The 19296-nt window shown below is 62.1% G+C and carries 23 protein-coding genes; 13 read left to right on the top strand and 10 right to left on the bottom strand.

Features of this window, described 5'->3' with window-relative positions:
• Positions 1 to 25: 25 nt before the first annotated feature.
• Positions 26 to 733 (top strand): phosphate signaling complex protein PhoU, encoded by a 708-nt coding sequence (gene phoU, locus EOC83_RS19230; RefSeq protein WP_013529272.1) that lies wholly within the window; start codon positions 26 to 28, stop codon positions 731 to 733.
• A gap of 16 nt (positions 734 to 749) precedes the next feature.
• On the top strand, positions 750 to 1439 hold the full coding sequence (gene phoB, locus EOC83_RS19235) for a phosphate regulon transcriptional regulator PhoB (protein ID WP_010911896.1): 690 nt from the start codon (positions 750 to 752) through the stop codon (positions 1437 to 1439).
• Positions 1440 to 1455: 16 nt separating this feature from the next.
• On the opposite strand, the gene EOC83_RS19240 is transcribed toward phoB, so the two are convergent.
• Complete coding sequence (locus EOC83_RS19240; protein ID WP_063169146.1) at positions 1456 to 2703, bottom strand: ROK family protein; 1248 nt, start codon at positions 2701 to 2703, stop codon at positions 1456 to 1458.
• A 269-nt stretch (positions 2704 to 2972) separates the two neighbouring features.
• Between EOC83_RS19240 and xylF the strand changes: the two genes are divergently transcribed.
• The 4 genes from xylF to EOC83_RS19260 all read left to right on the top strand — a co-directional run bounded on the left by xylF (position 2973) and on the right by EOC83_RS19260 (position 8076).
• Positions 2973 to 4013, top strand: coding sequence for a D-xylose ABC transporter substrate-binding protein (gene xylF / locus EOC83_RS19245; RefSeq protein ID WP_013529274.1), 1041 nt, complete (start codon positions 2973 to 2975; stop codon positions 4011 to 4013).
• Between the two features lie 142 nt (positions 4014 to 4155).
• Positions 4156 to 5508, top strand: coding sequence for a sugar ABC transporter permease (locus EOC83_RS19250; protein WP_063169145.1), 1353 nt, complete (start codon positions 4156 to 4158; stop codon positions 5506 to 5508).
• An 11-nt stretch (positions 5509 to 5519) separates the two neighbouring features.
• Positions 5520 to 6320 (top strand): ATP-binding cassette domain-containing protein, encoded by an 801-nt coding sequence (locus EOC83_RS19255; protein ID WP_063169144.1) that lies wholly within the window; start codon positions 5520 to 5522, stop codon positions 6318 to 6320.
• A gap of 127 nt (positions 6321 to 6447) precedes the next feature.
• A complete protein-coding gene (locus tag EOC83_RS19260; RefSeq protein WP_063169143.1) occupies positions 6448 to 8076 on the top strand; it encodes a CHASE domain-containing protein in 1629 nt (542 codons plus the stop codon).
• A gap of 95 nt (positions 8077 to 8171) precedes the next feature.
• On the opposite strand, the gene EOC83_RS19265 is transcribed toward EOC83_RS19260, so the two are convergent.
• The 6 genes from EOC83_RS19265 to EOC83_RS19290 all read right to left on the bottom strand — a co-directional run bounded on the left by EOC83_RS19265 (position 8172) and on the right by EOC83_RS19290 (position 11652).
• A complete protein-coding gene (locus EOC83_RS19265) occupies positions 8172 to 8417 on the bottom strand; it encodes a YMGG-like glycine zipper-containing protein (RefSeq protein WP_013529278.1) in 246 nt (81 codons plus the stop codon).
• 83 nt (positions 8418 to 8500) lie between these two features.
• Positions 8501 to 8827 (bottom strand): hypothetical protein, encoded by a 327-nt coding sequence (locus tag EOC83_RS19270; protein WP_013529279.1) that lies wholly within the window; start codon positions 8825 to 8827, stop codon positions 8501 to 8503.
• 121 nt (positions 8828 to 8948) lie between these two features.
• Positions 8949 to 9128, bottom strand: a complete 180-nt coding sequence (locus tag EOC83_RS19275; protein ID WP_063169142.1) for a hypothetical protein — start codon at positions 9126 to 9128, stop codon at positions 8949 to 8951.
• Positions 9129 to 9251: 123 nt separating this feature from the next.
• A complete protein-coding gene (locus EOC83_RS19280) occupies positions 9252 to 10283 on the bottom strand; it encodes a sensor histidine kinase (RefSeq protein WP_063169141.1) in 1032 nt (343 codons plus the stop codon).
• 179 nt (positions 10284 to 10462) lie between these two features.
• A complete protein-coding gene (locus EOC83_RS19285; RefSeq protein ID WP_013529282.1) occupies positions 10463 to 10630 on the bottom strand; it encodes a DUF1328 domain-containing protein in 168 nt (55 codons plus the stop codon).
• A gap of 227 nt (positions 10631 to 10857) precedes the next feature.
• Complete coding sequence (locus EOC83_RS19290; protein WP_013529283.1) at positions 10858 to 11652, bottom strand: response regulator; 795 nt, start codon at positions 11650 to 11652, stop codon at positions 10858 to 10860.
• A 213-nt stretch (positions 11653 to 11865) separates the two neighbouring features.
• On the opposite strand from EOC83_RS19290, the gene EOC83_RS19295 reads away from it, so the two are divergent.
• Positions 11866 to 12069, top strand: coding sequence for a NepR family anti-sigma factor (locus EOC83_RS19295; RefSeq protein ID WP_032809255.1), 204 nt, complete (start codon positions 11866 to 11868; stop codon positions 12067 to 12069).
• A gap of 3 nt (positions 12070 to 12072) precedes the next feature.
• Positions 12073 to 12624, top strand: a complete 552-nt coding sequence (locus EOC83_RS19300) for an RNA polymerase sigma factor (protein ID WP_013529285.1) — start codon at positions 12073 to 12075, stop codon at positions 12622 to 12624.
• A 13-nt stretch (positions 12625 to 12637) separates the two neighbouring features.
• On the opposite strand, the gene EOC83_RS19305 is transcribed toward EOC83_RS19300, so the two are convergent.
• On the bottom strand, positions 12638 to 13009 hold the full coding sequence (locus EOC83_RS19305) for a response regulator (protein ID WP_027163154.1): 372 nt from the start codon (positions 13007 to 13009) through the stop codon (positions 12638 to 12640).
• Between the two features lie 168 nt (positions 13010 to 13177).
• Between EOC83_RS19305 and EOC83_RS19310 the strand changes: the two genes are divergently transcribed.
• The 3 genes from EOC83_RS19310 (at position 13178) to EOC83_RS19320 (ending at position 14864) form a co-directional block, all read left to right on the top strand.
• Entirely contained in the window at positions 13178 to 13939 is a 762-nt protein-coding gene (locus tag EOC83_RS19310) for a Crp/Fnr family transcriptional regulator (RefSeq protein WP_027163153.1), read from the top strand.
• Between the two features lie 128 nt (positions 13940 to 14067).
• Positions 14068 to 14394 carry a DUF883 family protein gene (locus EOC83_RS19315; RefSeq protein WP_013529287.1) on the top strand — a complete coding sequence of 109 codons (327 nt, stop codon included), beginning with the start codon at positions 14068 to 14070 and terminating at the stop codon, positions 14392 to 14394.
• 11 nt (positions 14395 to 14405) lie between these two features.
• Complete coding sequence (locus tag EOC83_RS19320; protein WP_013529288.1) at positions 14406 to 14864, top strand: hypothetical protein; 459 nt, start codon at positions 14406 to 14408, stop codon at positions 14862 to 14864.
• Positions 14865 to 14877: 13 nt separating this feature from the next.
• On the opposite strand, the gene EOC83_RS19325 is transcribed toward EOC83_RS19320, so the two are convergent.
• Entirely contained in the window at positions 14878 to 16353 is a 1476-nt protein-coding gene (locus tag EOC83_RS19325; protein ID WP_063170350.1) for an HWE histidine kinase domain-containing protein, read from the bottom strand.
• Between the two features lie 206 nt (positions 16354 to 16559).
• Here EOC83_RS19325 and EOC83_RS19330 point away from each other — a divergent pair, with 206 nt between their 5' ends.
• Entirely contained in the window at positions 16560 to 16763 is a 204-nt protein-coding gene (locus EOC83_RS19330; RefSeq protein ID WP_013529290.1) for a hypothetical protein, read from the top strand.
• 29 nt (positions 16764 to 16792) lie between these two features.
• Here EOC83_RS19330 and EOC83_RS19335 read toward each other — a convergent pair whose 3' ends face one another.
• Positions 16793 to 17713: a diacylglycerol kinase family protein gene (locus EOC83_RS19335; protein WP_013529291.1), complete on the bottom strand. Its 921-nt coding sequence runs from the start codon at positions 17711 to 17713 to the stop codon at positions 16793 to 16795.
• A gap of 250 nt (positions 17714 to 17963) precedes the next feature.
• Here EOC83_RS19335 and EOC83_RS19340 point away from each other — a divergent pair, with 250 nt between their 5' ends.
• Complete coding sequence (locus EOC83_RS19340; protein ID WP_063169140.1) at positions 17964 to 19283, top strand: PRC-barrel domain-containing protein; 1320 nt, start codon at positions 17964 to 17966, stop codon at positions 19281 to 19283.
• Positions 19284 to 19296 lie beyond the last annotated feature (13 nt).

The raw sequence follows: 19296 nt of genomic DNA on the forward strand, positions 1-19296 counted from the left end.
CTCTGGCATATGAGGGACGAAGATCATGGGTGAACATACCGTTGCATCTTTCGATGAGGATCTGGAGCAGATCAGCCAGCTGATCCGCGACATGGGCGATCTCGCCCGCTCGATGGTCGGTGGCTCGACCAGGGCTTTGCTCAATTCGGACAATGCGCTGGCGCAGCGGGTGGTTTCCGACGACGCCATCATGGATGCACGCCAGCGCGAGCTGGACGATCGTGCCATCACGCTGATCGCCAAGCGCCAGCCAATGGCCAACGATCTGCGTGCGGTGGTCGGTTCGATCCGCATGGCCGGCGACCTCGAGCGCATCGGCGACCTTGCCAAGAACATCGCCAAGCGCGTCGGCACTGTCGGGCTGAGCGTCACGCCGCACGACCTTTCGCATTCGATCGACGCAATGGCGCAGCTGGTGCTGATCCAGGTGCAGGGGGTCGTCGACGAGTATGCCGCCGCTGACGCGGCAGCGCTTGCCACGCTCAGAAACAATGATGAACGCATCGACGTCAAATACACATCGGTGTTCCGCGAACTTCTGACCTACATGATGGAAGATCCGCGCAACATCACGGCGTGCACGCACCTGTTGTTTTGCGCCAAGAACCTCGAGCGGATCGGCGACCACGTGACCAACATCGCCGAAAATGCCTATTATGTTTTGACCGGCACGCAGTTGCCAGCCAACCGTCCGAAGCAGGACGAGACGGCAATGTCCGCGCCAGCGGCATGACAGGGGTGACCAGCCGATGATCGCGCCACGCATCATGGTGGTGGAGGATGAGGAGCCGCTAGGCGTGCTGCTCCGCTACAATCTCGAATCCGAAGGTTACCAGGTCGAGGTGGTGACGCGCGGCGACGAGGCCGAAATCCGGCTGCAGGAGAACGTTCCAGACCTTCTGGTGCTCGACTGGATGGTGCCTGCGGTTTCCGGTATCGAACTCTGCCGCCGGCTAAGGATGCGTCCCGAGACCGAGCGGCTGCCGATCATCATGCTGACCGCGCGAGGCGAGGAAAGCGACCGCGTGCGCGGCCTCTCGACCGGTGCCGACGACTATCTGGTCAAGCCTTTCTCGACGCCGGAGTTCATGGCCAGGGTCAAGGCGCTGCTGCGCCGGGCCAAGCCGGAAGTGCTGTCCAGCGTGCTCAAGGTCGGCGATATCGTGCTCGATCGCGAATCGCACCGTGTCTATCGCAAGAAGAGCGAAATCCGGCTCGGGCCGACGGAATTCCGCCTGCTTGAATTCATGATGCGCCATCCAGGCCGCGTGTTCTCGCGCAGCCAACTGCTCGACAATGTCTGGGGCGAGACGATCTACATCGACGAACGCACGGTCGATGTGCATGTCGGCCGGCTGCGCAAGGCGGTCAACAACGGCCGTATGCCCGATGTCATCCGCACCATCCGTGGGGCGGGTTACGCCATTCGCGAGGACTGAACTCCCTCGTTTGAACTCACGCCACGTTCTTGCCGCCGAGACCGGATCTCGCCTGCACGCCCGGCGCAAAAATCTCCTGATCGACGAAGATTAGCGCCCGCATGGCGCAGCCTTCGCGGATCAGCGGCAGTTCGTTCGGCTCGGTGTCGAAGGAAATCGACTTGGAATGCTGGCCGCCGGCGGTCTGGGCAATCGCTTGCCGCAATGCCGGCTCGATCAGGTCGAAGGCGGCGGCGCTGACGCCGACCATGGCGACCGGCGCCGGATCGATCAGCGCGAACAGGCTGCCGAGGCCGTAGCCGAGCGCTTCGCCGGCCTTGCGATAGGCTTCCCGTTCGGGTCCGTCCCTTTCGCGGGCGGCGGCAGCCAGGGCGCGCATGTCGGCATCGCTGACATCGGCGACGGGTTCTGCATCCTCGCCCATCTGCCGCGCGTTGCGCCAGATGGCATAATTGCCGGCATAGGCTTCGACGCAGCCGCGCCGTCCGCAGCGACACAGCGCCCCGTTCGGCCGATGAATCATGTGGCCGAATTCGCCGCCCGAGGAATGGGTGCCGGTGAACAATTCGCCCTTCAGCACCAGCCCCATGCCGATGCCGTGCGACAAAAGGATAGCGATGAAATCGTCGCGGTAACGATCGGGGTCGCGCCAGCGCAGCGCCACCGCCATCATGTTGCAATCGTTCTCCATAATGGCTGGGATGCCGAACTCGTCTTCGAATATGTCGGCGAAGGCGATGTCGGTGTGCGGCGTGATCGGCGACCACAGCATGGCGCGGGCACGGGTGTCGGTGATGCCCTGGACGGCCAGCGCGATACGGGCGATGCTGCGCACGTCCAGGTCGGGATCTTCCAGGCGGCGCCGCACGATTGCCGTGCACTCACCGATCAGCGAGTCGCGCGACATCGTCAGCGTGTCGAGCCGGCGCTGTTCCTCGGATATTACCTGGCCGGCATAGTCGATGACGGCGACCGAGAGGAAGTTCAGCGACAGCACCACGGTCATTACCGCGGCCGCTTCCGGATTGAGGCTGAGGCCGACCTGCGGACGGCCGCGTTTGAGCGAGCCGGCCTCGCTCGGCTTGCTTTCGGTCAGGATACCTTCGACGATCAGGTCGGATGAGATCGCCGAGATCGTCGAATGGCTGAGGCTTGTGGTTGCGGCGATCTCGGTGCGCGACGGCTGTCCGGCGCGGCGCACCGCCGCGATCACCATCGCGCGGTTGCGGCGGCGCAAATCGTCGTGGCGGATTCCGACCGACATGCTCTTTCATATCCTCCCGGTCGCCGCGGTTCTTCCTGCCCTGGAACGCTGTCGGTGACGCGGTCAAATACTGGCAGAAGCCGCGCGCCGTGTCATTTATTTATTCCGAGGCCCGAAAAAAATTCGAAACGACATCAAAATCCATCAGAATCGATGTTGACAGCGTTCGGGCGTTGGCCCAGTATTTTTTCGAGGCTCGAAAAAATAGGGCCTTTGTGCCGGCCTTCGGGCCAGTTTGGTCGCGCCATACGCGGCGCAGGGAGGATAATATGAAAAGATTCACAGCCGCCATCCTGGCGGGTGCCGCCATGTCGCTGACGCTCGCGTCTGTCGCGCAGGCGAAGGACAAAGTCGTCGGCGTTTCGTGGTCCAACTTCCAGGAGGAACGCTGGAAGACCGACGAGGCCGCCATGAAGACGGCGATCGAGGCCGCCGGCGACAAGTACATCTCCGCCGATGCGCAGTCCAATCCCGGCAAGCAGCTTACGGACGTCGAAAGCCTGATCTCGCAGGGCGCCAATTCCCTGATCATCCTGGCGCAGGATGCTTCGGCCATCGGCCCGGCCGTGCAGAAAGCCCTGGACGAAGGCATTCCGGTCGTCGGCTATGACCGGTTGATCGAGAACAAGGATGTTTTCTATCTGACCTTCGACAACAAGGAAGTCGGCCGCATGCAGGCCCGCGAAGTGTTCAAGGTCAAGCCGGAAGGCAACTACGTCTTCATCAAGGGCTCCGGTGCCGATCCCAATGCCGACTTCCTGTTCTCGGGCTCGATGGAAGTGCTCAAGGAAGCCATTGACAGCGGCAAGATCAAGAATGTCGGCGAAGCCTACACGGATGGCTGGCTGCCCGCCAACGCCCAGAAGAACATGGAACAGTTCCTGACCGCCAACGACAACAAGGTCGACGCGGTGGTCGCGGCCAATGACGGCACTGCCGGTGGCGTCGTCGCGGCGCTGACGGCTCAAGGCTTGGCCGGCACCGTGCCGGTCTCGGGGCAGGACGGCGACCACGCCGCGCTGAACCGCATCGCCCTGGGCACGCAAACCGTGTCGGTGTGGAAGGACGCGCGCGAGCTCGGCAAGAATGCCGCCGAGATCGCCTCGCAACTGGCCGACGGCAAGAAGACGAGCGACATCGCCGGCGCCAAGGACTTCACGACGCCGGGCGGCAACACCGTCAAGTCGCTGTTCCTGACTCCGGTTGCCATCACCAAGGACAATCTCAACGTCGTCATCGACGCTGGCTGGATCAAGAAGGACGAAGTCTGCGCGGGTGTCGCTGCCGGCACCGTCGCGGCCTGTAACTGATCCGGACCACTTCGAAATATCTGAACGCCGCGGCCCAAAAGCCGCGGCGTTTTCTCAAAGAATTGTGTTTCCGCATCATGCGGATAGCTTCTAGGCTGGGCTCCGGCATGCGCGTCAGACGGCCAGCCGGTGGGAGGAAATCATGACCGACACGACGTCCAACCCGCAGGCCGATACGGCGCGCGCGTCGGAACTCGGCGCCGTCGCCCGGTTCCTGAAGGCGACCGAGATCGACACCCGGATGCTCGGCATGATCGGCGCGCTGCTGGTCATCTGGATTGGGCTGCATGTCATTTCCAGCCTGCGCCTCGGCGTCAACCCGCTCGATTTCGACAGCCGCACCTTTCTCACGCCGCGCAATCTGTGGAACCTGTCGGTGCAGACATCCGCGGTCGCCATCATGGCCTGCGGCATGGTGCTGGTCATCGTCATGCGCAACATCGACCTGTCGGTCGGTTCCGCCGAGGGCCTGATCGGCATGGTGATGGGATTTGCCCAGGTGCATTTCCTGGTGCGTTTTGTCGGGCTCGAACTCGGCAATCCGTGGATCTGGGCCCTGGCGCTGGTCATCGGCCTGGCGCTCGGCCTGTTGATCGGCGCCTTTCAAGGCTTCGTCATCGCCTATCTCGAAGTGCCCGCCTTTATCGTGACGCTGGGCGGCCTGCTGGTCTGGCGCGGTGCTGCCTGGTGGGTCACATCAGGCCAGACCGTGGCGCCGCTTAACGCCACCTTTCAGCTGATGGGCGGCGGGCCGGCGGGATCGATCGGCGCAACCTGGAGCTGGGTTGTCGGGATCGTCGCCTGCCTCGCCGTGGTGTTTGGGCTGTTCAACGGGCGGGTGCAGCGCAAGCGTTTCCGTTTTCCGCTACGTCCGATCTGGGCCGAGGCGCTGCTCGGTGTCGTCACCTGCGGCGCCATCATGGGTGCGGTCTGGCTCGCCAACTCCTACCCCTGGCCGATCGGCATCGTGAACAGATATGCGGCCGCCAACAACATCACCGTTCCCGAAGGCGGCCTGTTCATCGCCCACGGTATCGCCATACCGGTGCTGATGGCGGTCGCCGTCGGGCTGGTCATGACCTTCATCACCAACCGCACCCGTTTCGGCCGCTATGTCTTCGCCATCGGCGGCAATCCCGAGGCGGCCAATCTCGCCGGCATCAACACGCGCTGGATCACCATGAAGGTGTTCATGATCATGGGCGTGCTGGCCACGATTGCCGCGGCGATCTCCTCGGCCCGGCAGAATTCGGCCACCAACGTGCTTGGAACGCTCGACGAGCTGCTCGTCATTGCAGCCGCCGTGATCGGTGGCACGTCGCTAGCCGGCGGGTCGGGAACGATCATCGGCGCCATGCTCGGCGCCCTGCTGATGCAATCGCTGCAGTCCGGCATGGTGCTGCTTGGTGTCGACTCGCCGCTGCAGAGCATCGTCGTCGGCGCCGTACTGGTGATCGCCGTGTGGCTCGACACCGTCTATCGCAAGCGCGTCTAGGAGGGCATGCCATGACTGACAAGACTGCTCCTGCAGCCACCGCGCTGATCGACATGAGGAACATCTCGATCGCGTTTGGCGGCATCCGCGCCGTCGACGACGCCTCGATCGATCTTTTCCCCGGCGAGGTCGTGGCGCTGCTCGGCCATAATGGCGCCGGCAAGTCGACATTGATCAAGATCCTGTCCGGCGCCTACAAGCGCGATTCGGGCCAGATCTTCGTCAACGGCGAGGAGGCATCGATCTCCAACCCGCGCGACGCCAAGAAATACGGCATCGAGACGATCTACCAGACGCTGGCGTTGGCCGACAATGTCGACGCCGCCGCCAATCTGTTCCTCGGCCGCGAGTTGATGACCGCCTGGGGCACGCTCGACGACGTTGCCATGGAGGCCGAGGCGCGCAAGGTGATGGGTCGGCTCAATCCCCGGTTCCAGCGTTTCAAGGAGCCGGTGATCAAGCTGTCGGGCGGCCAGCGGCAATCGGTGGCGATCGCGCGTGCGATCCTGTTCAACGCCCGCATCCTGATCATGGACGAGCCGACGGCCGCACTTGGTCCGCAGGAAACGACGCAGGTCGGCGAACTGGTCAAGCAGCTGAAGTCCGACGGCATCGGCATCTTCCTGATCAGCCACGACATCCACGATGTGTTCGAGCTTGCCGACCGGGTCTGCGTCATGAAGAACGGCCAGGTGGTCGGCACCGCCCGCACCACTGATGTCACCCAGGACGAGGTGCTGGGCATGATCATTCTGGGCAAATGCCCGCCAGGCGCCATTCCCGGACCGGGCGCGCTGAAGATCGCGGCCTGAGATCAAGCCAGATCGCGGTTGCCGGACACGTGATATGCCAGCCGTAGGGATGGCTTGGCCTTGGCATTGTGTTGGCAGGGCGACTTGCGCATAAAGGTCCGACATTGCTCAGGGACCGCACGATCCGTTGAAGAAGCTTTTCCCGATCATCGCCTTTATCGCCGTCGCGCTGATCAGCATGGTGATGGCAGGTTTTGCCTACTTCGCCACGCAGGAAGCCGCGCGCATCAAGTTCGAGGCGACTGCCGACGATGCGCTCAACCGGATCGAGAGCCGCATCGACCTGCATCTGTCGCTGCTGCGCTCGACGCAGGCCCTGTTCGACGCCCGCAATGGCGATATTTCTCGCAATGAGTTCAAGGCCTTCTTCACCGCGCTCGATGTCGACAAGAATTTCGCCGGCTTGCGCGGTATCGGCTTCCTCAGGCTGGCAAAGACGGGCGACGAGGCGACGGTCGAACGCGACATGCTGCACGATTATGGCGTCAGTCATCCAATCTACCCGGACACCACGCAACCCTGGCGCACCCCTATCGTGCTGTTCGAACCGCTGGATCCATCCAATCAAGCCGGCATCGGCTACGACATGTTCAGCGAACCGGTGCGGCGTGCGGCGATCGAAAAGGCGATGTCCGACGACCAGCAGCATGCCAGCGGGCTGGTGCAGCTGGGCCAGGACACGGGCGCCGCGCAGACGTTCACCGGCTTCTTCGTTTTCGTGCGGCTCAATGTCGAAACCGCTCCCGACGTCATCAATGCTTCGAGATCCTCGACATCAGGTTTTCTCTATGCGGCCTTCCGGGCTCGCGATCTGTTCCAGACCGCGCTCAGCCGGTCGCCGCTTTTGCCGGTCAACACCGAAATCTATGATGGCGATGGTGCCGTGAACGGCGACAATCTGTTGTTCCGGTCGGAGACGCCGCCGGCTTCCACTTTCGGGAACAGGCTGCTGGTCACGCGAAAGATCATCGTCGCCGGACAGCCATGGACTGTCCTGTTCCGGCCGACAAGCGCCTTCTCGCAGCCGTCGTCGCGCGCCATTCCGGTGATGCTGGGGCTGTTCGGCCTGCTGTTGGCGGGCGCAATCGCGCTTGTGGCGCGCTATCAGGAGCGGGCCTATGAGGCAGCGTCGCGATTGCACGAAACGACGGAAAAGAGCCTGATCGAAAAAGACCTGATGCTGCAGGAGATGAAGCATCGCATCAAGAATTCGATCACCAGGGTGCTGGCGATCGCGCGTCAGACGGCATCGCGGGCGACCGACGTCAACGAGTTTTCAGCGTCCTTCTCGGCTAGGCTGCAGGCGATGGCGGCCTCCCAGGACATGCTGACGCGCTCACGCTGGCAGAAGGCCGATCTTGGCGATCTCCTGCGCATCGAGCTGGGTCAGGTGTTCGGCAAGGAGCTGCCCGATGAGCTGTTGTCGGGACCACAGGTGCTGCTCGACGAAACCACGACGCAAGCGCTCGGCCTGACCTTCCACGAACTGGCGACGAATGCGCTGAAATACGGCGAGGCCGGCAATTCCGTTGGGGCGCTGAAGGTGGACTGGTCGCTCGAAGGCCGAGGGCGCGACAGGGTGCTGGCTCTCAACTGGCGCGAAAACGGGCAGAAGAAACTTGAAGCGCCCGCCGAGACCGGATTCGGCACCAAGCTGATCGACCTCAACGTGACGCGCGAATTGCGCGGTACGATCAAACGGGATTACCAAGCCAATGGGCTGAACGTGGAAATCAAAATTCCACTCGCCAATTGAGCGCGACCGTTGCCGACAAGGGGGAAGCATCCAGACATCAAAAACCCGGAAGCCGGCGGACCGGCCTCCGGATCGACGTTTCGATTATCGCCGAATTAGTTGCAGCGAGCCGTGTAGATCCGGCCGCGATGATCGCGATATTGGCAATAGCCGTTGCGCAGGTTGCGCACCAGCAGGCCGGAACCGGCACCCACGGCCGCGCCGATCAGCGCGCCCTTACCGCCGCCGACCAAGCCGCCGACACCGGCGCCGATCAAGCCGCCGCCAACCACGTCCTTCTCAGTCGAGGTGCAGCCGCTGACCGCGACCACCGCAACCAGGGCAATAATCATCTTCCGCATAGAGTCACTCCTCACTTTGTGTCCTCACTTTAGTAAGCTCCAGCCGCCATTTAGCATGAAATGACGGCCTTTGCTGCTGCAATCTATTGTTGGTGAAGATAGTCTTTTTCTGGGCGTATCGTGTTCGATGCCATTACCAGGCTGGAAATTGCCAAAGACGCGTCAAGCGTACCATCGGCGCGCACATTCCAGACGATCTGATCATAGTCGTCCTCAAGCGCCGGATCGACCGCAAGGCATTTGGCGACGATGTGGTCAGCCTGCCCTTGCACGTCGCCCAAGACGAATGGGCGTTCGGCCACGCATTGCTCGGCCGTCGCGAAAACGCTTACGGGCACCTGGAGTTCACGGCAGTCGGCCATCGTGTTCGAGCAACCGATGACCAGCAACAATGCAGCGATATGTTCCATGGCGAGAAGTCCTCTCGCCATAGTAACGGTCTACATTCGCCAAAGTTCCTGGCTGGCTTGATCGGCCGGGGAAATAAGATGGCGCTACAGCCGATTCGGCCACCGGCCGAAACGAGGTGGCCTAGTAGACCAGTTGGTGCAGGGCGACCGCCATGATCACCGCCACCAAGGCCAGCGCAACTAGGCGCAAAGCTCCGTTGGGAACAGGAGCCAGCGGTGGCGTGGAAGCCTCTGAGTCCTCAAACTCGCCCATGGAAATCCGGGCGGCCTGCTCCAGTCTGTTCATGTCGGCAACCGTCAAGGCATTCCTCCCACCATGCTGTAAATCCTGCTGCGGAAATGTTCGGTGATGCAACAAGTTCCAGCGGTATCTGGGAAAAACAGCATCTGCTTTTATGGTGAACGGCGGGTTAAGGAAGGTCGCTCAATCCGTCTCGAAATTGCCGTGCGGAACGACAAGGCGGTATTCAAGGCGGCCAGCCGCGATTTCGAGCGTCGCCGTTCCGTTCAGTGACGCCGGCACGACCCGTTCGAGTGCGACGCTGCCGAAGCGCTTCTCGCTACGCCTGACATCACTGGCGCCGATTGCCTCCGCCCATGTCAGGGACAGGGAGGTTCCCGTGTCGTCGGCGGTCAGGTTGGCTGTAACATTGACGTACCCGCCGGGCCGCGACAGGGCGCCGTAGCTCACCGAATTGACGGCGAGTTCATGCATCGCAAGGCCGATATGCAAGGCAGCGTTGGGATTGAGATAGGGGTTTGCCCCCTGAAACCTCAGGCTCCGAACCGGATCGCCGCCATAGCGGCCAACCTGGCCCGATACGAGTTCGCGAAGTGCTGCACCCCGCCAGTTGGAAGAGGTCACGAGATCCTGGGACGAGGCCAGCGATTGCAGCCGGCCGCGAAAGCGTGTCAGGAAATCGCCGATGCTGTCGGAGTAGCGGCCGGTCTGGGTGGCTATGCTCTGGATGATCGCCAGCAGGTTTTTCGAGCGATGGCTCACCTCTCGCAACAGCGTCGTCAGGGTCTGCTCGCGGCGCTTCTGCTCCGTCGTCTCGACCATCGTGGTGACGACGCCTTGCACGGTGCCACCATCGCCGTGATCGGCATCGATCCACACCTCGAACCAGCGGCTGCCATCCTCGACGGGAACGCTGATCTCGAGACGTTGGGGGTTGCCGGATGCAATGACGTCGCGCTTGGCCGCGCCGATGCGGTCGGCCTGCGCCTCCGGCAGGATGCCGATGCTGTCGGCGGTGTCCGAAACCCAGGGCGCACGCATGTTGCGCGCCCATACGGTTTTCATCTCGCGATCCTGGTAGAGAACGGAAATGCCGGCATTGTGCAACGCGTGAAGAAGAGCACGGCCGAGCTGCATGCCGCTGTCGGCGGGATGGAGGGCGATGACTTCATCGCTTTGCACGGCGTCTTTCCTGTTTCCGGTCCTGGAACCCATCGGCCAATCTGTCCACCCAATTCAGGCTGAACGGCTCATCGTTGAATGGGTTCCAAACAGGTTTCCGGAAAACCCGCCGCCAAAAACGGTCCGCCGGACGGCGTCCTTTGAGGGACACCGCCCGGCGGTGGCTGGAAACCGTTTGAGGGGTGCGGCTTCCAGTGTTCGGCCGTCCGTCCTTACGAAGCCCGTTTGAACAGGCCCGCAAGAAGCGAAATGACCAGGAAGGCGAGGAAGATGAAAAACAATATCTGCGCTATGCCGGCGGAGGTACCGGCGATGCCGCCGAAACCAAGCGCGCCGGCGATGATGGCAACGACGAGAAATACGAGCGCCCAGTAAAGCATGATCCATCTCCTTCGAATGGTGCGATGAAAACGTGGGTGGTTGCGGTTTGTTCCCACCCTTTGCCGAAAAAGACCGTGCTTGCAAATCGTTCGAGCGGAACCGCAGGAATTCACCGTCGCCGCCCGGGTGCATCAGGCGGCACGAAGTGACGAATTGATCATCTGGAGAGATTCGGGAGCGAGGCTATCGCCTTGGGTTCGTCAATTCCTCCACTCCCAATTCCCGACTATGCGGCGGCTTTCGCCTGCCGGTCAAAGAACAGTGCCTGGCTGATCAGCGCCTTGACCATGTCGGGATTGAACGGCTTGGTGACCAGGAAGGCCGGTTCCGGTCGTTCCCCAGTCAACAGGCGCTCGGGGAAGGCGGTGATGAAGATGACCGGCACCGACGTCGATGACAGGATTTCGTTCACGGCCTCGATGCCGGAACTGCCGTCGGCAAGCTGGATGTCGGCCAGCACCATCTTCGGCCGCGTCTTGCCGAACATCATCACTGCCTCGGCATGGGTGCGCGCCGTTCCAACGACGCGGTGCCCCAGGCTCTCGACCATTTCTTCGATATCCATGGCGATCAGCGGTTCATCCTCGATGATCAGAACGTCGGTTGCCACCTGACGGGATATCTCGTTGCTCGCCTGCGCAAGCAGCTCTGAAAACTCCTGGTCACCGACGTCAAGGATCTCAGCCGCTTCCTCCTCGCTGAAGCCTTCGACCGCCACGAGCAGGAAGGCCTGACGGGGCCGCGGCGCGATCGCATTCAGATTGGCGGCGGTGCGCTGTTCCCACGCCGATTGCGCCTGTTCCTGTGGAACGCGGATGGCGACCGATGTGAAAAGCTTGGCGAAAACCTTGTACAGCGCGATGCGGTCGCTCGATGCTTCGGGAAATATCTCGATATCGGCGATGATGGCTTCAAGCATCGCAGCGACCAGCGCGTCACCACTCTCTTGCGACCCGGAAACAGCCCGCGAGAAGCGGCGCAGGAAGGGCAGATGTGGTGCGATGGTGGCGGATAAGCTCATGGTAAGACGTCTCCCTCAGAATGACGCGATTGCGTAGCAGGTCAAGCTGACTGCAAGCCGTGATAACGCGGATTTTTTGAAAAAGTTCCACCTCGACGGAACAAAAGCCGGGGAGTGGCGTTTGTGGTGGGGATGGGCAACCAGACGAGGGCGCCGCTTGCGTTGTGTTGAGTACGGTAAGAGCGGCTTGAGCGCTGGGAATACAAGGGCAAAATGAAGGATATGACGAAAGATATTCTGACTGGCGCCGAGAGCAGGCGCCGGAACGGTTCTGGTGACGCTCTTGGGCCGAACTCCGAAATCGGACGCAAACTCAAACAATATTACGACGCGCTGGTCTCCGACGATGTGCCGGATCGCTTTTCCCAGTTGCTTAGCCAACTGGAACAGGCTGAACCCGCACAGAAGAAGGACTGAGGCATGGCCGCGGTCTCACAAGGCTTCAAGACTGATCTGCTTGGGGCAATCCCAAGTCTGCGCGCGTTTGCCGTGTCGCTGACGCAAAATGCCGATAAAGCCGACGACCTCGTCCAGGAAACACTCGTCAAGGCTTGGGACAAGCATGAGAGCTTCCAGCCCGGCACCAATCTCAAGGCCTGGCTTTTCACCATCCTGCGCAACGAGTTCTATTCGCAAATGCGCAAGCGCGGGCGCGAAGTGCAGGACAGCGACGGTATCATGACGGCCAGGCTTGCCGTTCATCCGGCCCAGCACGGTCAACTCGACCTGAAGGACTTTCGCGGGGCGCTGGAGCAGTTGCCGGAGGACCAACGCGAAGCCATCATCCTCATCGGCGCATCTGGTTTCTCCTACGAGGAGGCCGCGGAGATCTGCGGCTGCGCGGTGGGGACGATCAAGAGCCGCGTCAGCCGAGCCCGTACCCGCTTGCAGGAGATCCTGAAAATATCAGGTGAGGACGAGTATGGTCCGGACGCGATTTCGGCCCAGGTAACGAGTTCGCCGGCGAGCTGACCGCGATCGCGTCTCAAGCGCGTCCGCAGGCCGCCGCGACCGCTTGCACCAGGTCTTCGCCTGAGTAGGGTTTGCCAACCAGCCTGACGCCCGGAAACGATGCCTTGATTTCATCGGCATCCGAATAGCCGGACGCAAACACGAAAGGTATGCCTGCCGCGCGCAGCCCGGAAGCGAAATCGATCGTCGAGGCGCCGCCCAGCATCAAGTCGACAATGGCTGCATCGAATCGCGTGGCGACTTCCCGGCCATCGACCTCGGTCAGGTCACGGGCGATCACCACCTCATCGGCGCCATGATCGCGGCAAAGTTGCTCGACATCCATGGCGATGAGAAATTCGTCCTCCAAAACGAGAATCCGCAATCCGTCAAGCAATGTGGGCACAGGCAAAGACTCCTTGAAACGCCGGAGTCATGATCGCTAATTGGCTTGATGTCATTTAAAAAAGACATGTGGCCAGCGGGCGGAACCTCAATCCTTGCAACGCGTTGAAACGCGGCTCTCCAAGAGCGGCTTTCGAAGGGGGTCGAGCGGGCTTTCGAAGGGGGCGAAATGTCAGTCCAGAACAATAACGCTTTCTCCAGCCGCCAATATCCTTGCGAGAACTGCCCATTGCGGCCGTTGCCGGTTTTCCGCGACTTCGAAGAACAGGAGCTGGCCTTCATCAGCAAATTCAAGAAGGGTGAACTCGCGGTCGATAAGGGCGACACGGTGCTGGTGGAGGGAAGCCATAGCGCCCATCTCTACACCGTGCTCTCCGGCTGGGCGTTTCGCTACAAGCTGCTGCGGGACGGCCGTCGCCAGATCCTCAATTATCTCATGCCCGGGGATCTGATCGGCCTGCAAGGCAGTGTGATGGGCGAGATGCAGCATTCCGTCGAGGCACTCTCACCGATGCTGCTGTGTGTTTTCGAGCGCGAATATCTGCACGAGCTGTACCGCAATCATCCCGGGCTGGCCTACGACATCACCTGGATCGCATCGCGCGAGGAGCGGATGCTGGACGAGAATCTGCTCAGCCTCGGGCGCCGCAGTGCGATCGAGCGCGCCGCCTATCTCATCGCCTTCATCGGCAGCCGGGCCAAGGTCGTCGGACTGAATGGCAGCCAATCCGTCCAGATACCGATCACGCAGCAGCACATTGCCGATACGCTCGGCCTGTCGCTGGTTCACACCAACAAGACGATCCGCAAGCTGATGGATCGCAAGCTGATCGTCTGGCGCGACGGCGGCTGCGCGGTCTCCGACAATGAAGGGCTCAAGCGGCTCGCCGGCTGGGAAGGGCTGGGCGAGGCGCGCCGGCCACTAATCTGAGGAAGCGTCTTTTTGCGAAGCCGGCGGATCGGGTGCGCGCCGATGCGTTTTCGGCTACTTTGTCCGCAGTGGCGGAACCATGAGGTGCGCAGCGCGTTTGAAACCGAGCAATCACAAGGAGTTAAGCCATGGCCACTGCCGCAGGAAAGACCGCAACCGACGCCCGTGCAAATGCGGACCTGGAAGCCGACATCAGGCAGTTGAAGGCCGACATCGACAAGCTCACCAAACAACTGGCCAAGACCGGCGAGCATGGCTATGGCACCGCGCGCCGTGCAGCGACAGAAGGGGTCGAGCAGTTGCGCGCGCAGGGCGAAGCAGCCTTTGACAGCTTGCGCAGCAATGCCAAGGACATCGAAGCGCAGATGATGGCAAGCGTGCGTGAAAAGCCGGTGACGTCACTGGCAATCGCCGCTGGCGTCGGCTTCCTTTTCGCGCTCATCGCGCGTCGCTAGTCGCGCTACAGATGGGAATGTTGGCAACCCTGATCTCGGGCCTCGCCTCGGGGGAAACCGTGGCCGCCGTTCACCGGGCGCGCACGGCGGCAATCGTCTATGTGATCGCCATGGCCGCTGCGCTTTGCGGTCTCGGCTTTCTGGTCGGGGCCGCCTATATCTGGACGGCGATGCGCTACGGCTCGCTTGCCGCCGCGCTCGGGTTTGGCGCCGGTTTCCTAGTGCTCGCCGGACTTATCCTGCTGATCTACCGGATATCCGCAGGTTCGCGCGCCCGGCGCCGGGCGCAGCGCCGCAATGCCGACATGAAGGCGATCGGCGTCACCGCCGCACTCGCCGTGCTGCCGAGCCTGCTCAAGGGAAAAGGCGGTCTCGGCGCCATTCTGGGGCCGGCCGTGGCGCTCGCGGCCTACGCCATCTACCGCGAGAATGTGAAATCCGACGATCCGGATGAGAGCGAGCGGACATAGAGCTGTTGGGAGATCACTTCGACAGCTCTTCCAGGGGCATCGATATTTCGGCAAACACGCCTTCCGGCCGGAATTCATGGGTCACTTCGCTGGAAATGACCTTGGCCAGGCTGCGGCGAATGAGGATAGAGCCGAAGCCTTGCCGATCCGGCGGAGCGACTTGCGGCCCGCCGCTTTCGCGCCAGGTCAGCACAAGACGCCGGGCATCCTTCCTGCCTTGCGTCCTCCAGCCGAGGTCGACCCTGCCTGACGGCACCGACAGCGAGCCATATTTCAGCGCGTTGCTGGCGAGTTCATGCAGGATCAGGCCAAGCCCGACGGCCTGGTCGGGCGACAGCAGCAGGTCGTCGCCGGAGATCGTCATGCGCGGCTGCTCGGCCGTTTCGAAAGGTCTGACCTCGATCTGGACGAGTTCACTGATGCCGATGCCACGCCACTCGCGGTCCGACAACAGATTGTGGGCGATGCCCAAGGCCTGAAGCCTGGCGCCGAAGGCCTCGAGGAACTGGCTTGGCTGGCGGGCATGGCGCACGGTCTGGGTTGCCAGCGCCTGGACGGTCGCCAGAGTGTTCTTGACGCGATGGTTGAGTTCACGCAGCAGCAGCCGTTGCCGTTCGTCGCCGAGCTTGCGCTCGGAGATGTCGTAATTGACGCCGAAGATCAATGTCGGCTTGCCGTCGCCGTCACGCTCGATCACACGGCCGCGCGTGGCGAGCCAGCGCGGCGGGTGAAAGCCCTTCACCCGGTATTCGCCGAAATAGTCGTCGCTGCCGGTCAAGGCGTCGCGAAAGCGGGTTTCGGTCTGGTAGACGTCGCGCGGATCGATGGCGGTGAGGATGTCGCGTGCGCGCAGCCGGTTGGAGCGCGGCAGGTTGAACAGCTCCGACATCAATGTGTCGCATTCGATGACATCGGTGCGGATATCCCATGCCCAGCTGGCGAGCGAGGCCGCATCGAGTGCGATGGCGCGTCGTTTTTCCTCGCGCGCAAGTGCGGCCTCGGCGATCGCGCCGCTGCGGGTTGCGTCCTTTAGGGTGAACAGGCTGGCGGCCAGGCCGGCGAGCGCCTTCAACTGGTCGAGCTCGGTTCGGGATGGAAAACCATGCGGCTCGCGGTCGAGCACGCACAGCGTGCCGATGCGGGCACCTGCCACGATCATCGGCGCGCCGGCATAGAAGCGGACATGGTGCTTTCCGGTGACCAGCGGGTTGGTCTTGAAACGGGGGTCCGCCGTTGCATCCACGACCACCATCGGCTCGTCGCCGGCGGCAATCGCATGGGCGCAGAAGGAGACGTTGGTCGCGGTTTCGGTCTCGTCCAGGCCGAAGCAGGATTTGAACCAATGCCGTTCAAGGTCGACGAGTGTGACCAGGGCCATCGGCACCTGCATCACCGCTGCGGCAAGGCTGCTGACGCGGTCGAAATCGGGGTCGGCCGCCGTATCCAGCATCTCCAATCCGTGCAGCACGGCCAGCCGGTCGATATCCATGACTGCTAGCGCAACTTCGGCCGGCAGATCGGGTGCTGTTTGCGTCTTGCCAATCACCCCAATTGCCTCGTCCCGGTCTTCGTCGCCGCATGCTTGCGCTGGTGCAAGGCCAGCACGCTTTTCCGGAACCATCCTAGCGAGGAACCGTTACCCGACCATGATTTGCCGGGCGCGCCAGTTGGTGCAGAATGAGACAGGGATCGAGCATGGCCAAGATCATTCCAGAAAACAAGGCGCGGCAGGGGCGATGGGGCTGGCATGGATTTCGGATCCTGATCGCCGCACTGCTTCTGGTGTTTGCTGCATGGGGCATTGCCGAGATCTATGGTGTGTTGATCAAGGCGCCTAACAGCGATGAACAGCATGTCCCCACACCGCCCAACACCACCGAGCAGGCTCCTGCCGGGTAAAGCGGGCCTGTCCGTTGCGCCGCACCTCATCAGGCGGCTCTCGACTGGGCCGCGCTCGCCGGAACCAATACATTCAGTGCGCCAGGCTGAATCTCGATTACCGTTTCACGGTCAAGCCTGACCAGTTCGCCGTCCATGACGGCGCGAAATTTGCGGCTGCCCGAATGGATTTTCAGCACCGTTCTGTTTGTCTGGTGGATTTCGACATGTTCGTTGTCGCGCCATTTGCCGCGCGCCATGTTGAAGAAGAACTTGACCAGTTCGGCGCGCTGCTTCGCCACCGTGACATAGACACCGAGCACGCCGCCCGCAGGATTGTCGGCATAAGGCAGATGGCCTTCACCGAATAAGTTGTTGGTGATGCCGATGCCGGTGATGCGTGCCGCCATTTCGGCATCGCCGATGCTGAGCGTCACATTCATCGCAGGTGGATTGTTGATCGTTGCCCAAGCCGCCTTGGCCGAGGCGCGGATCTTTCCCAACCGCGAACCGAACTCCATCTTCTGGCGCAGTTGCACCATCTTCGCGTGCATGCCGATCGAGAACTGGTGCACGAAAGGTTGGCCATTGGCCGTCGCCACATCGACAGCAATGATTTCGCCGTCGGCGAAGGATTTCAGCGCCCCGTCGAGCGACTGCGGAATGCCCAACCCGCGTGCGAACAGGTTCATGGTGCCGGCTGGCAATATGGCAAGCGCCTTCTTCGTGCCCATCAGTCGGGCGGCCGCGGCGGAAATGGTCCCGTCGCCGCCACCCGCCAGCACGATGTCGACCGAGCGACGCGAAGCGGCGTTGTCCAGCGTCTCCACCACATCCTTGCCGGCGACAATTTCGATGCTGAGCGAGTGGCCTGCCGTTTCCAGCGTCTGATGCATCCTGTCGGAGAAAGCGGCGAGGTCGGTGGTGCGCAAAGTGCCGCCGTCCCGGTTCAGCACCGCTGCAAATCTCATGCCCCGCTCCACCAGGTCAGCCAAATGGCGGCCGGGATATACCCAGCCAACGGCTGAAACGCGGCGTCGACAGAAAGGTTCCTCTTGCCACGGGGTGACTACCCCAGCGGCTCAATAATTTCCGTGGTTTCGTTCCCGGACCGCAGCGCTTTGTCGGAACAACTGACCCGGTCACGACGTTGTGAACCTGCAGATGCCGCGTTCCCCAAGGAGACGCGGCGCATGAGATCAGGCACGAGGAGAGACTACCATGATCCGCAATCTTTTAGCCACGACGGCGCTCGCAACCTTTGTCGCGACCGGCGCCTATGCGCAGAACGCAACAAATACGGCGCCTGCCACGCCCGCCGTCCAGGAGCCCGCCGCCGCTCCTGTGGCACGCGCAGAGGGCAGCATCGTCACCAACATCATCGGTGAGTCCGTCTACAACGGCACCGGCGACGATGCCGAAAACATCGGCAAGGTCAGCGACGTCGTGTTCGACAAGGATGGGCAGGCGAAATCCGTTGTCATCGACGTCGGCGGTTTTCTGGGTGTCGGCGCCAAAAGCGTTGCTTTCGATTACGGCAAGCTGCAGTGGGCCGAAAAGAATGGCGACCGCTGGTTGGTGGCCCAGACGACCAAGGACGAACTGACGGCGCAGGCAGAATTCGATAAAAAGCCTTACAGCCCGACCCCAGCACCTGCGGCATCGACCGACGCAACAGCGCCGGCAGCACCCGCGACGACGGACACAGCGCAAAAGCCTGTCGACATGAACGCCGCTTCGGCAGAACCAGTCAAGCGCGCCGACGGCAATCTCGCCACCAACATCATCGGGGAAAACGTCTATAACGGCACCGGCGATGACGCCCAGAACATCGGCGACGTCAACGACATTGTGCTGACCAAGGATGGCAAGGCGCAGTACTTGGTCATCGGCGTCGGCGGTTTCCTAGGCCTTGGCGCCAAGAACGTCACCTATGACTTCTCGAAGGCGCAGTGGGCCGAGAAGAATGGCGACCGCTGGCTGGTCGCCCAGACCACCAAGGAAGAATTGCAGGCGCAGCCGGATTTCAACCGCAAGGCCTATGACCCTGCGCCGGCAACGACGGCTTCGAATGCGCCGGCAGCAGTCGCGCCCGCCGCAGCCCCTGCCGTCGCTCCGTCCGACAAGACGGCACAGGCTCCGGCGCCCACGACCCCCGATGCCTCGGCTCCGGACCAGACAAAGACCGCAGCCATCGACAAGTCGACGCTGACCGAGATGCCGGTTGGTGAGATTCGCGCCGATGACCTCAAGGGCACGACTGTCTATGGCGCCAACGACGCCAAGGTCGGCGAGATCGGCGATGTCGTGCTTGCGCCCGACAAGAAGGCCGATGCGGTGATCGTCGATGTCGGTGGCTTCCTCGGCATTGGCGAGAAGGAAGTCGCGGTCGGCATGGATAATCTCAAATTCATGACCGACAAGGCGGGCAACAAATACCTGTACACGACCTTCACCAAGGAACAGCTCGAGGCACAAACCGCCTATGACAAGGGCAGCTATGCCGAGAAGCGCGATCAGCAGCGCATGATCGTCAGGTAGTTTCCACCCAGTC

The organism is Mesorhizobium sp. Primo-A (assembly GCF_003997175.1).
Lineage (GTDB): Bacteria > Pseudomonadota > Alphaproteobacteria > Rhizobiales > Rhizobiaceae > Mesorhizobium > Mesorhizobium ciceri.

Bases quoted from the DNA above. Each gene is read 5' to 3' on its own strand.
- EOC83_RS19340 (WP_063169140.1), top strand. From the start codon at position 17,964: ATGATCCGCAATCTTTTAGCCACGACGGCGCTCGCAACCTTTGTCGCG.
- EOC83_RS19255 (WP_063169144.1), top strand. From the start codon at position 5,520: ATGACTGACAAGACTGCTCCTGCAGCCACCGCGCTGATCGACATGAGG.
- EOC83_RS19265 (WP_013529278.1), bottom strand. From the start codon at position 8,417: ATGCGGAAGATGATTATTGCCCTGGTTGCGGTGGTCGCGGTCAGCGGC.
- EOC83_RS19335 (WP_013529291.1), bottom strand. From the start codon at position 17,713: ATGAGATTTGCAGCGGTGCTGAACCGGGACGGCGGCACTTTGCGCACC.
- phoU (WP_013529272.1), top strand. From the start codon at position 26: ATGGGTGAACATACCGTTGCATCTTTCGATGAGGATCTGGAGCAGATC.
- EOC83_RS19325 (WP_063170350.1), bottom strand. From the start codon at position 16,353: ATGGATATCGACCGGCTGGCCGTGCTGCACGGATTGGAGATGCTGGAT.
- EOC83_RS19270 (WP_013529279.1), bottom strand. From the start codon at position 8,827: ATGGAACATATCGCTGCATTGTTGCTGGTCATCGGTTGCTCGAACACG.
- xylF (WP_013529274.1), top strand. From the start codon at position 2,973: ATGAAAAGATTCACAGCCGCCATCCTGGCGGGTGCCGCCATGTCGCTG.
- EOC83_RS19250 (WP_063169145.1), top strand. From the start codon at position 4,156: ATGACCGACACGACGTCCAACCCGCAGGCCGATACGGCGCGCGCGTCG.
- EOC83_RS19285 (WP_013529282.1), bottom strand. From the start codon at position 10,630: ATGCTTTACTGGGCGCTCGTATTTCTCGTCGTTGCCATCATCGCCGGC.
- EOC83_RS19295 (WP_032809255.1), top strand. From the start codon at position 11,866: ATGAAGGATATGACGAAAGATATTCTGACTGGCGCCGAGAGCAGGCGC.
- EOC83_RS19300 (WP_013529285.1), top strand. From the start codon at position 12,073: ATGGCCGCGGTCTCACAAGGCTTCAAGACTGATCTGCTTGGGGCAATC.
- EOC83_RS19290 (WP_013529283.1), bottom strand. From the start codon at position 11,652: ATGAGCTTATCCGCCACCATCGCACCACATCTGCCCTTCCTGCGCCGC.
- EOC83_RS19320 (WP_013529288.1), top strand. From the start codon at position 14,406: ATGGGAATGTTGGCAACCCTGATCTCGGGCCTCGCCTCGGGGGAAACC.
- EOC83_RS19280 (WP_063169141.1), bottom strand. From the start codon at position 10,283: ATGGGTTCCAGGACCGGAAACAGGAAAGACGCCGTGCAAAGCGATGAA.
- phoB (WP_010911896.1), top strand. From the start codon at position 750: ATGATCGCGCCACGCATCATGGTGGTGGAGGATGAGGAGCCGCTAGGC.
- EOC83_RS19330 (WP_013529290.1), top strand. From the start codon at position 16,560: ATGGCCAAGATCATTCCAGAAAACAAGGCGCGGCAGGGGCGATGGGGC.
- EOC83_RS19240 (WP_063169146.1), bottom strand. From the start codon at position 2,703: ATGTCGGTCGGAATCCGCCACGACGATTTGCGCCGCCGCAACCGCGCG.
- EOC83_RS19315 (WP_013529287.1), top strand. From the start codon at position 14,068: ATGGCCACTGCCGCAGGAAAGACCGCAACCGACGCCCGTGCAAATGCG.
- EOC83_RS19310 (WP_027163153.1), top strand. From the start codon at position 13,178: ATGTCAGTCCAGAACAATAACGCTTTCTCCAGCCGCCAATATCCTTGC.